The organism is Duganella flavida, assembly GCF_009857445.1.
Classification (GTDB): Bacteria; Pseudomonadota; Gammaproteobacteria; order Burkholderiales; family Burkholderiaceae_D; genus Rugamonas; species Rugamonas flavida.
The window spans coordinates 407,354-419,827 of record NZ_WWCN01000002.1 but is presented as its reverse complement, the minus strand read 5'-3'; the positions used below and the strand labels follow the sequence as shown (position 1 = coordinate 419,827).

The following is a 12,474-nucleotide window of genomic DNA, read 5'->3' as shown; positions in this document are numbered from 1 at the left end:
AAACCCCATTTTTAGCGCCAAAATCGTGATTTTTGGGGTGGTACAGCGCTTGCAAATATAACGGCAGAGCAGCAATCGTGCAGCTCTTAAATCGCATTAAAAAACAGGAGCAAGCAATGAACGACGGCATTGACGCAAACGACATCATCCTGGAAATCGGCGGCCTTAACGAGCTGGGGCGCGGGATCAACCGGCTGGACGTGGGCACCCGCTGCAAGCTCAGTACCAACCGCGTGGCCGACAGCCAGAGCGGCAACAAAACGATCATCTTCGTGGACGGCAGCAAGCAAACCACTTTCCGCATGGGCGACAAGGTCAGCTACGAGCTATCCCGCAGCGACGCCTTCTCCGAGGATATCTTCCAGAATACCGAGAGCTATCATACGAGCCTGAACGCCTCCGCCGAGGCCACCATCAACTATGGCGCGTTCTCCAGCGACTTCAAGTTCACCTTCGGCCGCGACATCGACAGCCTGCGCGAATACAGCGCCGCGCTGCATACACGCGCCATGACCTTGTGGCAGTTGACCCTGCCAGCCAATGCCGACGGCAATACCACCGACTTCAACACCAAACTTGGACAACTGCCAAAACCGTTCGATGCCAACTCGGCGGCTGTGCGCTCGGCCTACTTCAACTTCTTCAATAACTACGGCACCGACGTGGTCACCGAAGTGATCGTCGGCGGCGCGCTGAACTACGCGCTGATGATCGAAAAAAGCCATCTCAGCGATATCACCAAGATAGACTTCGCTGCCAAGGCCGAATATGCCAGCTATGTGCACGGCAAGGCCAGCGTCCAGCAGCAGGAAGAAGTCAAGAAGAACAGCCAGCACGTGATCCGCACCCTGAGCACGCGCGGCGGCAATTACAACTTCAATTTCAGTCAGGAAGCGCCCGAAAACTATCAGAAGGGCCTGGAAGGATGGCGTGCCACGGTGGCTTCAGCGCCCAGCGTGGTAAAAGTCCGGACTAAACCGATCACCGAATTCGTCGGCGACCCCGCCATCCGCAAAAATCTGGAGGACGCCTACAAGTGGTACGCCTATCGCGATCTGCTCATGACCTCGAGCTGGGACGGCAGCGTCATCGCCATTGGCGAGGTGGTCCAGAAACCTGGCCACGACGTTCCGACCGGTCCCCGCCTGCGGCTGCTGGTGCTGGATGGCGATATCAAAGTAAGCCAGGACGACCATTTCACGGCTCCGGCAAACGACGCCAGCCCAGCCGCTTTCCAGAACTTCTGGCGTAACATGGCCGAAAAGCTGAATGCCATCGATCCATCGAACGCAAAAGTCCTGCTGGCCACCGAATGCTGGCCGCGCGACAAGCGCTACACCCCAACCGTGGATATGCTGGAAGCCCTGCTCAAGCATGGCGCCAACCGCAGCACCCTGGATCGCTGGAAAGCTCTGACGAATAAAATGGCGCCTTGCCGCTTGGCGGGCCTGACTTATACCCTGGCCGGGAACCGGCTCAGTACCGCAGGCATCGATGGCCTGTCAGTTGGTTTCGCCACCCGCAACGAAGACCCCAGCGCCAATGTGACGATCTTCGGCCGCCTCTCGCGTGACGCCATGCAGTGGCTCAAGCTGACCGAGCTGAATCCAACCATAGCGTCCTCGACCACCCAGCTGCGTTCCATCAGCAACGCTCAAACCGGCCTGGCCATGGCGCTCGATCCGGACGATAGCACCCGCATCGTCATGCAAGCCGTCAACGCCAGCTCGGACGAGCAACTGTGGTTCTTCCACGAACTGGAGCCGCGTGATACCAACCCTACCTATCGCGACATCCACAATCCGTGCCTGGTCATCAACTACAAAACGGGACGCGCGTTGCAGGGCTTCCGTAACCAAACGGAATCGAAACTGCAGGATCTGCAACCCCAGCTGCAAGACGATGTCGTATGGGATCACCGCGGCGGCGACAAGAACTGCAATCTGCTGATGGTCTACTTCTGGATGGACGCGCTCAATCTGAAGCAAGAGGATAGCAGCGTCCGTGTACGGCCCTGGCTGCAAGAGCCAATGCGGTGGAACCTGACTACGGTGAGCAAGTAACTCACCGCTGCGCCGGCCATGGCCGGCGCAGCGCGTGTTATAGCAACACCAGATTGTCGCGGTGGATCAGCTCTTTACCTTCGACGAAGCCGAGGATGGATTCGATCTCGCTTGACGGCTTGCGCATGATGCGGCGGGTTTCGGCGCTAGTGTAGTTCGACAAACCGCGCGCCACTGGCACGCCGTCCGAATTCACGCAGGTAATCACCGCACCGCGTCCGAACTCGCCCTTCACTTCCGTCACGCCGATCGGCAGCAGCGATTTGCCATCGCCGGTCAGCTTCTGCACTGCGCCGGCGTCCAGCACCACCTGCCCTGCCGTGTGCAGGTGATCTGCCATCCATTGCTTGCGCGCCGTCAGGTGGCCGGTCTGCGCTGCCAGTTCGGTACCAATCGATTCACCGCTCGCCAGACGCGCCAGCACTTCATTTTCTCGGCCATACGCGATCACGGTATGCGCGCCCGATTTCGCTGCGCGCTTGGCCGCCAGGATCTTGGTCAGCATGCCGCCGCGCCCCAAACTCGAACCAGCGCCACCAGCCATCGTCTCCAGCGCAGGATCGCCCGCGCGGCCTTGCTGGATCAGCACCGCCGACGGATCTTTGCGCGGATCAGCACTGAACAAACCTTGCTGGTCGGTGAGGATAATCAGCGCATCGGCCTCAATTAGATTGGCCACCAAGGCACCCAGCGTATCGTTATCGCCAAACTTGATTTCATCGGTAACGACCGTGTCGTTCTCATTGATGATCGGGACTACGCCAAGACGCAGCAAGGTAGTCAGCGTCGAACGCGCATTCAGGTAACGCTCGCGATCCGCCAAATCGGCGTGCGTCAGCAGCACTTGCGCCGTGCCCAGTTGGTGCGCGCGGAAGCTGGTTTCGTAAATCTGCGCGAGGCCCATCTGGCCGACCGCCGCGCAAGCTTGCAGTTCGTGGATATCGGTAGGGCGAGCCTCAAAGCCCAGGCGCAGCATGCCCTCGGCGATCGCGCCGGACGACACCAGTACCACCTCTTTGCCCAATGCGCGCAAACCTGCAATCTGCGCGGCCCAGCGCGCGATGGCAGCGTGATCCAAACCGCGTCCATCATTGGTGACCAACGACGATCCAACCTTGATGATGATGCGGGTAGCTTTTTGTATGACAGAATTCATGGATGCGACAATCTTCAAAACAAGCGTAAAAAGTATGCTGTATTTTGGCAGGCGGTTGGCCCTGCTTTGCCGCGGACAGTCGCCGGCCCCGTGATGCGGGAGCGGCGCCGAATGGGAAAGGCATAATCAGCTGATAACTGATTATGCCGGTGATGCAGTGTTTTAGTCGAGGATTTTGAAGCGAGGATCGTCTGGATCGATCGACGAAATCTCACGCGCTTCTGCAACCATATGGGTTTCTTCCGCGCGCTGCTCGACGCGACGGGTTTCTTCCAGGTGCTTCTGGATCGCGTTGACCAACTCCTGCGTGCCGTCGTGGCTCAGCGCAGAGATCTCGAACACTGGACCTTTGAAGCCGAACTTCTTGACGAAGTCTTTGATCTTCTTGGCGCGTTCTTCTTCCGGCACCATATCGAGCTTGTTCAGCACCAGCCAGCGTGGTTTGTCGACCAGCTCTGCGTCGTACTTTTTCAGTTCATTGACCAGCGCCTTGGCTTCCTTCACCGGATCGACAGTCGCCTCGAACGGCGCCAGGTCGACGATGTGCAGCAGCAGGCCAGTACGCGACAGGTGGCGCAGGAACTGGTGACCCAGGCCCGCACCTTCAGCAGCGCCTTCGATCAAGCCAGGAATGTCCGCAATCACGAAGCTCTTCTCGTGCGACACGCGCACTACGCCCAGGTTCGGGTGCAGGGTCGTGAACGGATAATCGGCGATCTTCGGACGCGCGTTCGACACGGCGGTAATGAAGGTCGACTTGCCGGCATTCGGCATGCCCAGCAGGCCTACGTCGGCCAGCACTTTCAGTTCCAGGCGTAGGGTGCGGTGTTCGCCTTCCTTGCCGGGCGTTTTCTGGCGCGGTGCGCGGTTGGTCGAGGTCTTGAAGTGGATGTTGCCCCAGCCGCCCTCGCCGCCCTTGGCCAGCAGTTCCAGCTGACCGTGCTCGCTCAAGTCCGCCAGGATTTCGCCACTGACGTCATCGATGATCAGGGTGCCCAGCGGCATGCGCAGGTGCATATCATCGGCGCCCTTGCCATAGCAGTCGGCGCCACGGCCGGCTTCGCCGTTGCCAGCGCGGTGCACCTTGGAGAAGCGGAAATCGACCAAGGTATTGATGTTACGGTCCGCTACGGCCCAGATCGAGCCACCCTTGCCGCCGTCGCCGCCGTCAGGGCCGCCAAACGGGCGGAATTTTTCACGGCAAAACGACGAGCAGCCATTGCCGCCGTCACCACCGATTACTTCAATTTTTGCTTCGTCGATAAACTTCATGATGTACCGCCATAAAACTAAAAGGCTCTACCGGATGGGCAGAGCCTTTCGATTGAAGGCTTGCGCCTTACAAGCGGCCCGCATCGCGGGCCGGAGCGTAAATTACGCTGCTACTACGGTGACGAACTGCTTCGAGCCTTCACCTTTTTTGACAAACTTAACCACGCCGTCCACCAGAGCGAACAGGGTGTGGTCTTTGCCGGTGCCTACGCCTTCACCAGCGCGCACTGGGGTGCCGCGTTGACGAATGATGATGCCGCCAGCATTGATCGTTTGACCGCCGTAAACCTTAACGCCCAGGCGTTTTGATTCTGAGTCACGACCATTTCGCGTTGTGCCGCCGCCTTTTTTGTGTGCCATGCTAAAGCTCCTTGAATACTAGAGTGTGCCGAACCGGGGATTAGCCGTTGATCGAAACGATTTGGATTTCGGTGTAATTCTGGCGATGGCCTTGACGTTTCTGGTAGTGCTTACGACGACGCATCTTGAAAATTCGCACTTTATCGTGACGACCTTGTGCCACAACAGTAACCAGTACCTTAGCACCTTCAACCAGGGGAGCGCCAAACTTGATGCTCTCGCCTTCGCCAATGGCGAGGACCTGATCGATAGTGAGTTCGGAACCAATGTCTGCCGGTATCTGTTCTATTTTGAGTTTTTCACCTGCGGCAACTTTGTATTGTTTGCCACCGGTTTTTATGACCGCGTACATGATTTGAAACCTCTTCAAATGTTAAGAAAATTCCCCGTAAAAGAGGGGAACCGCAGATTATACACAGGATCAGATTTCGCGTCAAAAACTATTCACAAACGGCGGATGGCGTGGTATGTCAAACAATTTTGCCGCCTTCGGGAGCCAAACTGCTTGCCGATCAGGCAATTCCTGGGCGGTGATGCCCCTCAGCGCAAGGCCTTGTCGTATAATCCCGGCACCAATAGTCTAACTGCACAGGTTTGTCTTGTCTGCCGCCAACCAAAATACCATCATCCAAACCATTGCCGCCGATATGGACGCGGTCAATTCGGTGATCCGCCAACGCCTGCATTCCGAGGTTCCCCTCGTCAATCAGATTGCAGAATACATCATCAGCGCGGGCGGCAAACGCATCCGCCCGGTGCTGGTACTGCTGGTAGCGAACGCTTACGCCTACAAGGGCACCGATCACCACGAGCTGGCGGCGGTAGTGGAGTTCATCCACACTGCAACCCTGCTGCACGACGACGTGGTCGACGAATCGTCGCTGCGCCGCGGCCGCGCCACGGCCAACGCGCTGTTTGGCAACGCCGCCTCGGTACTGGTGGGTGACTTCCTGTATTCGCGTTCGTTCCAGATGATGGTTGGCCTGAACAATATGCGTGTGATGCAGATCCTGTCGGACGCCACCAACGTGATCGCCGAAGGCGAAGTGCTGCAGTTGCTGAACATGCACGATCCGGACGTGACGCAAGAGCGATACCTGCAAGTGATCCGCTCCAAGACCGCCAAGCTGTTTGAAGCAGCGGCCGAACTGGGCGCACTGGTGGCTGGCGCCAACGACGCGCAAATCGCCGCCGCCGGCGAATACGGCCGCTCGCTGGGCACCGCGTTCCAGCTGATCGACGACGTACTCGATTACGCCGGCGACGCCAGCGAAATCGGCAAGAACGTCGGCGACGACCTGCGCGAAGGCAAACCTACCCTGCCACTGATCTACCTGATGGAAAACGGCACGCCGGAACAGCGCGAGCTGGTACGTTCGTGCATCGAACAGGGTGACGAGCAGCATTTCGACACCATCCTGGCTGCCATCACCAGCAGCGGCGCATTGGACTACACGCGCGAACAAGCCGTGAACGCCGCCAAGCGCGCCGCCGAAGCGATTGCCGACCTGCCGGACAGCGTCTACAAAGAATCCTTGCTCCAGCTGGCGCACTTCTCAGTGCACCGCAATCACTAAGACAACGGCGCTTCGGCGCCGTTTCTATTTGCGGGAGCGGATAAAGGCGTTGATGGTGAGGCGCCCTTCTGCCGGATCGGCGCTCATCAGAGGATTTCCTGCACCAGCTCCGACGGACGGCACAGGCGCACGCCTTTTGCCGTCACCACCAGTGGGCGCTCGATCAGAATAGGATGGGCCATCATCGCATCCAGCAGCGCCTCGTCCGACAGCGCTGCATCAGCCAGGCCCAGTTCCACATACAGGTCGCCCTTGTTGCGCATGGCCTGGCGCACGGTCAGGCCAGCCTTGGCGATCATCTCCACCAAGGCCGCGCGCGATGGCGGGTTCTTGACGTAGTCGATAATCTCCGGCTCCACGCCGGTCGCGCGGATGGCTTCCAGCGTTTTGCGCGAGGTGCCGCAGGCGGTATTGTGGTAGATGGTGACGCTCATGATGCTGCCTTTGCAAACAAATCCAAAGGCAGCATTATGGCTTAAAACTTGGTCGCGAGACTCACACCAATGCTGCGCGGCGCGAGACGATAGCCTTGCACGATGGACGCCACCTGCGGGTGCTGGATGATGGTATCGGTATCGAATGCATTCTTCACAAACGCCGTGAAGGCATACGCGCCGAAGGTCATGCCCGCACTGAAATCGGTGGTGTGATAAGCCGGACGATTGTGGTCAGTCTGGTCCGGGTCCAGCGAGCCTTTGCTGGCGCCCACCCACTGCATGCCCGCCATCACAAACGCCGGACGCTCCCACGCCGAGAAATTGTAGGTCGCGTTGACGGCGGCGTTATATTTCGGCACACCCTGGATCTGCGCACCCGCTACCGCGCCCACCACGCCGTTTTCGATGCCGACGTCGTTGGACAATTCCGCCTTCACATAACCGCCCGATGCGCTCAGGGTCAGGCCTGGCAGCGGCTTGGCCTTGATGTCGAACTCAAAGCCTTTGGTGGTCGCATCGCCCGCATTGGCGTTGTAGGTGTAGGCACAAGTCGGCAGGTACACACCCTGCTGGATGTTCTTCCACTTCACATAGAACACGTCCGCATTGATCGACACGCGGTTGTTAAGGAACCGCGATTTGCTACCCAGCTCATAGCTCCACAAGCTGTCCGGCGAATACGATGGCGGACCAGCCGTAATCCCGTTCGCTTCCAGGTCCGGGCCGCAAGTAGTCGGCGGCACATAGATATTCGCACCACCAAGGCGGAAGCCTTTCGCCACGCTGGTGTAGACGGTGTTGGTCGGATTGACTTCCCACGTCAGCGCATACTTCGGCGTGAAGGCGCTGGACGAGGTATCGGCGCCGCTGTTGTTGCCCGCACCGGCGAGGTAGTTACCGTTGCGCTGTTCCAGCGTGGTATTCGCTTTCAGGTAACGCGCGCCGACGGTGGCGTGCACGGTTGGCGAAAAGTAGTAGTTCAACTCACCGAAAATCGACGCCTGCTTTTCGCGATAGTGGAACGCCCCAGCAAACGAGTTATCGCCCGGGAACTGACCAGGGCGCGCATCCGGCAGCAGGTCCGGATCCGCAATATCAAAACCGAACTGCTTGAAGGTGTCGGTCACGCCGAAGATAGGATCGTTCTCGATCACGTTGGTGTGCTGGCGCGAGAAGTAAGTACCGGCCAGCCAGGTCCACGGCGACACCTTTTCATCATACGGATGCGAAGCGAGGCGGAACTCTTGCGCGAACTGGCGCACTTGGTTATTCAGGTACACCGCCGACGGCAAGCCAGCAATCGCCGCGATCAACTCCGGCGGCGCCTTGCCGCCATCCGCTGTCGAGGTCAGGAAGGTCGACAGCGAATAGCTGTTGTAGGCCGAGCCATTCTGCGTACGATCGAACTTGCGCTGGAAGTAGCTGGTGGCCGAGGTCAAATCAAACGGACCCAGATCCCAGTTGACGGTCACGCTAGGCGCCAGCAGTTTGTCGATCGACGGCTCGCGCACCTGCTTCTGCGCTTGATACAAGGGCAGGTCCAGATTGAAGGCCGCAATATCCTTGGCGTCGATGCGCTGGTAGTAGACCGACGGCGTAATCGTCAAATCGCGCGTCGGCTTCCATTTCAACGCGGCGCGGAATTCCTGGTCGTTGATCTTGTTGATGTTGTTGGCAATGACCTTGCCGTCGCCATCCACCTGGTTGATAAAGCCGCCGGTGTGCTGCGCCTGCACGCCGATGCGCAGCGCCAGTTCATTCTCAATCAGCGGGAAGTTGGCCACCACGTTGGCCGCATAGTTTGCGCTGCCGCCCTTGGTGTTGGAACCCTCGGTGTAGGTAGTGAATTCACGTTCTTTCAGATCCGGTTCATTCGGCACAAACTTGATGGTGCCGCCCATCGAACTGGCGCCGTACAAGGTCGCCTGCGGACCACGCAGCACTTCCACGCGGTCGATATCGAAGAAGCGCGGCTCGATATTCCCCATGGTGTAGACGTTACCCACCGTGACCGGCGTATCGCCCAGATAGATGCCCACCGTCGCCGCACCCGCCGTGGAGCTGATACCGCGGATCTCCACGTTGGAAGTACCCGGCCCGGCGCCGCCATTGCCGCTGGCCGCAGTGAAAGAGATATTCGGCACCACACGCGTCAGGTCAGTAATGTCACGCACATGCTCCGCTTGCAGCTGGGAGCCAGTCACGGCGGTGATACTCATCGCCACTTTCGCCGGGTCTTCCTTGCGCTTTTGCGCAGTCACCTTCACGACTTCAATTTCGTCCGATTGCTGCTGCGCCCACGAAGGGGCGCTGAACGCTGCCAAAACTGCTGATGCGATGAGTTTGCGTCGAATATCCATGTGTGATCTTCTCCTTGGCGCCCCAAAATGAAGCATTTTGGGTCAGTTGCTTATATTAACCATATTAATGTTTTAACAAAGCAAGAAGTTTGCCAAGGCGTTGGAATCCAGCCACACCCTTTTTACAGCCCGTAATCGACGTCCTTCGGCGCCTGGCCCTCGTTCACATTGGCGATGAATGGCAGCGGCTTGTCGGCTTGTTTGTAGACCACACCCTCTTTCATCACGAAGCTGACTTTGGTCATCAGGCTGATATCGGCCAGCGGATTGCCCGGCACTGCTACCACGTCGGCGAACTTGCCAGCGCTGATGCTGCCCAGGTCCTTCTCCTGCTTCAGCAGCGCAGCCGCTTGCGTGGTCGCAGCCTGGATCGCGGCCAGCGGTGGCATGCCTGCTTCCACCATGTAGCCGAACTCCTTGGCGTTCTCACCGTGCGGATAAACCGATGCATCGGTGCCGAAGGCGATCTTCACGCCGGCCTTGTAGGCGCGGCCTGCGGTGCCCTGGATCAGCGGGCCGACAGCAGCGGCCTTCACCGCTACCTGCGGCGGGAAGTAGCCCGGCACCTTGGCTTTGCTCTCGACGTATTTGCCGGCGATGATGGTCGGCACGTAGAAGGTGCCGTGCTCCTTCATCAGCTTCATGTCCTCGTCGTTCATGTAGGTGCCGTGTTCAATCGAATCAACGCCGGCGATGACGGCGCGGCGGATCGCCTCGGCGCCGTGGGCGTGTGCGGCCACCGTCATTTCGTAATCGCGCGCGGCGACGACGACGGCCTTGATTTCTTCAATCGTCATCTGCGCGTTATCGGCACTCTTGCTCTCATCGAGCACGCCGCCGGATGGCATGATCTTGATCAGGTCCGCACCGTCCTTGTAGTGCTGGCGTACCGCCTTCCATGCGTCGGCGGGGCTGTTGATGATGCCGTCCTTGGCACCGTGGTCCGCCATCAGGTCAGCGCGATAGCCGTCCGAATCGTCGGCGTGGCCGCCGGTGGAGCCGACCGCAGTACCGGCGGTAAAAATGCGCGGGCCCGGCACCACGCCGGCGTTGATCGCGTTGCGCAGCGAGATCGAGGTGTTGGCGTTGTCGCCCAGGTTGCGCACCGTGGTGAAACCGGCCAGCAGCGTAATGCGCGCGTAGTTGGTGGAGCGGATCGCGTAGTCGGCGATATTCCAGCGGAACTGGTCGGAGTAGCCGGTGGGACTGGTCTGGCCGGTGAGGTGGGTATGGCTGTCGATCAGGCCAGGCAGGCAAGTCTGGCCTGAGAGATCAATCACCGTGGCGCCCACGGGCGCCTGGCGGCCGGCCACCACTTGCGTGACGCGTTTGCCGTCGATGAGGACCGTGGTCTCGCCGAGCAGCTTACCGGATTGGGTGTCGAGCAATTGGCCGCACTGTAATGCGACGAGGGAAGGCGCGGCGCTGGCGCAGGTAGCGAAGCAGGCGGTGGCGATAGTCAAGCCAGTATGAATACTCATTAACACTCCCGTTTTTTGGATGAGCGTAAATAGTAATTCAAACGCCCAGCACGAACCAGTACTGTGAAAATGCTTCGTACATGCAGTCAGCGACGATGTTGATAAACGGCGACAGTTCACCGTCGACATGCGCTGCATCGAGCGCAGTGTAGTACTCCAACCTCCGCTCCACCGGCAGCACGATGGGCGGATAGCCAGCCTTGAGCAACGCAAGATTCAGCAGCAGCGGCGCAGTACGGCCATTGCCATCGGCGACAGGATGAATCTTGATCGGTTTAAAGTGCTCGCGCGGCAAAGGCCGTAAGGCGTCCAATCGCTGCTTCAGCTGGTCGAGCTCACTCAGTTCCATGAAGCTATGGTACGCCTACGCGCCAGTTGATACGGGTTTAAAAATCTGATGTAATTAACATCAAAGTCGGGGCGTACCTTAGTCCGGTAAAGCGCTACGTTCGGGACGTAGAGACCGGAGGTTCGAATCCTCTCGCCCCGACCACCATCACGCTTTCCAATCACTGGAGCAATGCAATGCAGGAAGCCATCCAGGACATCGCCAAAATCCAGGGCACCTCGGCGCGGACGATCAATCTTTGTATCGGCGGCGGCGCGTTGCTGTTGGGGCCCGGCCTGGTGTTGATTGGGCTGTTCTTCGGTGGCAAAGGCTGGGAGATGGCGAAGTCGATCAGCGCGTACTACGAGTTCAGCGATATCACGCGGAATCTGTTCGTCGGCGTGCTGTGCGCGATGGGACTGCTGATGTCTGCCTATCGCGGCTGGAGCAAGGATAATCGCTGCGACCGCACCATTGCGGTCGCCAGCTGGGTGTCGGCGTGGGGCATTGCGCTGGTGCCTTTCAACTCCAGGCAATATTCGTGGCTGCACTTCAGCTCGGCCGGAGTGCTGTTTGGCCTGATGGCTGCCATGCTGTGGTGGCGCTTCACGGAAGCCACCGGCGATGCCGACGAAGCCAACCACTGCCGCTGGAAGCGGCTGCGCAACCGCATCTATCGCGGCTGCGCGCTGGCCATTCTCGTTGCGATCATCATCAAAGCCGCCAGCGAAATCAGCTACTTCGGCATCGACACCACGCAGCCAGCCAACCTGACCTTCTGGATCGAGGTGCTAGGCCTCACCGCCTTCAGTTTGGGCTGGCTCACCAAATCGCGCTTCATCCTCGGCTATCAGAAAGCCGACGGCTGGCTGCACCGCACCGAAAAACGAGAAGCCCACTGGGGCGTGGAAGCTGCATGAAACATTTCATTCTGAGCCTAGCCCTGCTGGCAGCTGCGCCCTTCATCGCCACGGCGCAGCAAATTGAAAACGCCTTTTCGCCCGACGCTAAAGCCGAGGCGCTGGTGCTCAAGGTGATCGATAGTTCCACCACCAGCCTTCGCATGGCGGCGTATTCGTTCAGCTCGCCAGCCGTGATTGAGGCTTTGCTCAGCGCGCGCAAGCGTGGCGTGGATATCAAGGTGCTGGTGGATTACAAACGCAACCAGCGGCCATTGAACCTCGCGGCGCTCAACCGCATCGCCAAGGCCGGCATTCCAACGCGCAGAGTCGCGGTGTACGCCATGCACCACGATAAATACGTCATCGCTGATGGCCAGACCGTGCAGAACGGCAGCTTCAACTACACCCACGATGCAGCGGTCTCCAACAGCGAAAACGTGGTCGTGACATGGAATTATCCGCCGCTGGCGCAATCATTCCAGCAGCACTGGGAAGACCGCTGGAACCGCGGTGTCGACTACAAGCCGCAATGATGCGT

12 protein-coding genes and 1 tRNA gene are annotated in these 12,474 nt (G+C 59.1%); 5 read left to right on the top strand and 8 right to left on the bottom strand.

The window, feature by feature from the left end:
- The first annotated feature begins 116 nt into the window (after nt 1-116).
- Nucleotides 117-2,063, top strand: coding sequence for an MAC/perforin domain-containing protein (locus tag GTP46_RS04225; RefSeq protein WP_161005363.1), 1,947 nt, complete (start codon nt 117-119; stop codon nt 2,061-2,063).
- Between the two features lie 37 nt (nt 2,064-2,100).
- Here GTP46_RS04225 and proB read toward each other — a convergent pair whose 3' ends face one another.
- The 4 genes from proB to rplU all read right to left on the bottom strand — a co-directional run bounded on the left by proB (nt 2,101) and on the right by rplU (nt 5,203).
- Nucleotides 2,101-3,219: a glutamate 5-kinase gene (proB, locus tag GTP46_RS04220; protein WP_161005362.1), complete on the bottom strand. Its 1,119-nt coding sequence runs from the start codon at nt 3,217-3,219 to the stop codon at nt 2,101-2,103.
- 162 nt (nt 3,220-3,381) lie between these two features.
- A complete protein-coding gene (obgE, locus tag GTP46_RS04215; protein ID WP_161005361.1) occupies nt 3,382-4,491 on the bottom strand; it encodes a GTPase ObgE in 1,110 nt (369 codons plus the stop codon).
- A gap of 102 nt (nt 4,492-4,593) precedes the next feature.
- Complete coding sequence (gene rpmA / locus GTP46_RS04210) at nt 4,594-4,851, bottom strand: 50S ribosomal protein L27 (protein WP_072784890.1); 258 nt, start codon at nt 4,849-4,851, stop codon at nt 4,594-4,596.
- 40 nt (nt 4,852-4,891) lie between these two features.
- On the bottom strand, nt 4,892-5,203 hold the full coding sequence (rplU, locus tag GTP46_RS04205) for a 50S ribosomal protein L21 (protein ID WP_161005360.1): 312 nt from the start codon (nt 5,201-5,203) through the stop codon (nt 4,892-4,894).
- Nucleotides 5,204-5,450: 247 nt separating this feature from the next.
- On the opposite strand from rplU, the gene ispB reads away from it, so the two are divergent.
- On the top strand, nt 5,451-6,428 hold the full coding sequence (gene ispB, locus GTP46_RS04200) for an octaprenyl diphosphate synthase (protein WP_161005359.1): 978 nt from the start codon (nt 5,451-5,453) through the stop codon (nt 6,426-6,428).
- Nucleotides 6,429-6,514: 86 nt separating this feature from the next.
- Here the strand turns inward: ispB and arsC are convergent, their stop codons facing one another.
- The 4 genes from arsC to GTP46_RS04180 form a co-directional block, all read right to left on the bottom strand.
- Nucleotides 6,515-6,862, bottom strand: coding sequence for an arsenate reductase (glutaredoxin) (arsC, locus tag GTP46_RS04195; RefSeq protein WP_161005358.1), 348 nt, complete (start codon nt 6,860-6,862; stop codon nt 6,515-6,517).
- Between the two features lie 41 nt (nt 6,863-6,903).
- The gene (locus GTP46_RS04190; RefSeq protein ID WP_161005357.1) at nt 6,904-9,225 is read right to left on the bottom strand and encodes a TonB-dependent receptor; all 2,322 of its coding nucleotides are present in this window, start codon (nt 9,223-9,225) and stop codon (nt 6,904-6,906) included.
- A 122-nt stretch (nt 9,226-9,347) separates the two neighbouring features.
- Nucleotides 9,348-10,706, bottom strand: coding sequence for a metal-dependent hydrolase family protein (locus GTP46_RS04185; RefSeq protein WP_161005356.1), 1,359 nt, complete (start codon nt 10,704-10,706; stop codon nt 9,348-9,350).
- A gap of 37 nt (nt 10,707-10,743) precedes the next feature.
- Nucleotides 10,744-11,055: a Fic family protein gene (locus tag GTP46_RS04180; protein ID WP_161005355.1), complete on the bottom strand. Its 312-nt coding sequence runs from the start codon at nt 11,053-11,055 to the stop codon at nt 10,744-10,746.
- 67 nt (nt 11,056-11,122) lie between these two features.
- Between GTP46_RS04180 and GTP46_RS04175 the strand changes: the two genes are divergently transcribed.
- From GTP46_RS04175 to GTP46_RS04165, 3 genes are all read left to right on the top strand, one after another.
- A tRNA-Pro gene (locus GTP46_RS04175) sits at nt 11,123-11,199 on the top strand.
- Between the two features lie 32 nt (nt 11,200-11,231).
- Nucleotides 11,232-11,954, top strand: coding sequence for a hypothetical protein (locus tag GTP46_RS04170; protein ID WP_161005354.1), 723 nt, complete (start codon nt 11,232-11,234; stop codon nt 11,952-11,954).
- On the top strand, nt 11,951-12,469 hold the full coding sequence (locus tag GTP46_RS04165; RefSeq protein WP_161005353.1) for a phospholipase D family nuclease: 519 nt from the start codon (nt 11,951-11,953) through the stop codon (nt 12,467-12,469). Before GTP46_RS04170 ends, GTP46_RS04165 begins: the two co-directional genes overlap by 4 nt.
- The last annotated feature ends 5 nt before the right edge of the window (nt 12,470-12,474 follow it).